2 protein-coding genes are annotated in these 1,112 nt (G+C 68.7%); both read left to right on the top strand.

Annotated features, from left to right (window positions below; translation table 11 throughout):
- A partial coding sequence (locus tag CZ203_RS01170) for an AEC family transporter (protein WP_200809400.1) occupies window positions 1-284 on the top strand: 284 nt, incomplete at its 5' end.
- A 9-nt stretch (window positions 285-293) separates the two neighbouring features.
- The coding region (locus CZ203_RS01165; protein WP_143436052.1) for an alpha/beta hydrolase at window positions 294-1,112 on the top strand (819 nt) is incomplete at its 3' end.

The following is a 1,112-nucleotide window of genomic DNA, read 5'->3' as shown; positions in this document are numbered from 1 at the left end:
CGCTCGCCAAGCTGCGGCCGACGGCGCTCGCCGCCTTCATCAAGCTGGTTGCCCTGCCCGCGCTGTTCCTGCTGGCGGGCTACGCCCTCGGCTTCCGCGGGCAGACGCTCGTATCGCTGCTCATCCTGTTCGGCGCGCCGAGCACGGTGACCTGCTACATCATGGCGAAAAACATGGGCGGCGACGCGGTGCTGTCCTCCAGCATCATCGTGCTGACGACCGCGCTGTCCGCCTTCACCCTGACATTGTTCCTGTATATCCTGCGCGCCGCCGGCGCGGTCTAGGAGGCCCTTATGGCAATTAACAAGTACATGAAAGCCGTGCTGCGCGCGCTGTCCTACCCGGACATCGACATGAAGCGGCACTACCTGCTGGTGCGGCAGGCCACGCGCATCTCGCACCCCCCGCTGCCGCAGGAGTACGTCACGTTCCCCTTTTCCGTGACAAACGGCGACCATGAGGTGCCCTGCCGCCTGTTCACGCCGCACGACAAGGCCGAGCCGCTGCCCCTGCTGCTGTTTGCGCACGGCGGCGGCTGGATCGCGGGCGACGTGGACACCTACAGCCGCGTCTGCTACACGATGGCGGCGCAGACCGGGTGCATGGTGCTCTCGGTCGACTACCGGCTCGCGCCGGAACACCCCTTCCCCGCCGGGTTCGACGATTTTTACGCCGTCGCGCGCACGCTCTTCACCGACCCGTTCCTGCCCGTCCGCCCGGAGGCCATCACGCTCATCGGCGACTCCGCCGGGGGCAACCTGTGCGCGGCGGCCAGCCTCAAGGCGCGCGACACGGGCGATTTCACGCCCCGCCGCCAGATCCTGATCTACCCGGCCTGCGCCAGCGAGCACGACCCGGCGCTCTCCGCCTTCCCCTCGCTGCGCGAGAACGGCGAGGGCTACCTGCTGACGACCAAGCGGGTCTGCGAATACATGGACCTCTACTGCGCCGACCGGCGCGACCGGCAGAACCCCTATTTCGCGCCGCTGGCCGCGGTCGACCTGTCGCGCCAGCCCAAAACGCTCATCATCACGGCGCAGTACGACCCCCTGCGGGACGAGGGCGAGGCCTACGGCGCGCGCCTGCTCGCGGACGGCAACCAGGTCACGGCG

Origin of the sequence: Intestinibacillus massiliensis, from assembly GCF_900155735.1 — a bacterium.
Lineage (GTDB): Bacteria > Bacillota > Clostridia > Oscillospirales > Butyricicoccaceae > Intestinibacillus > Intestinibacillus massiliensis.
This window is presented reverse-complemented; position numbering and strand designations above follow the sequence as displayed.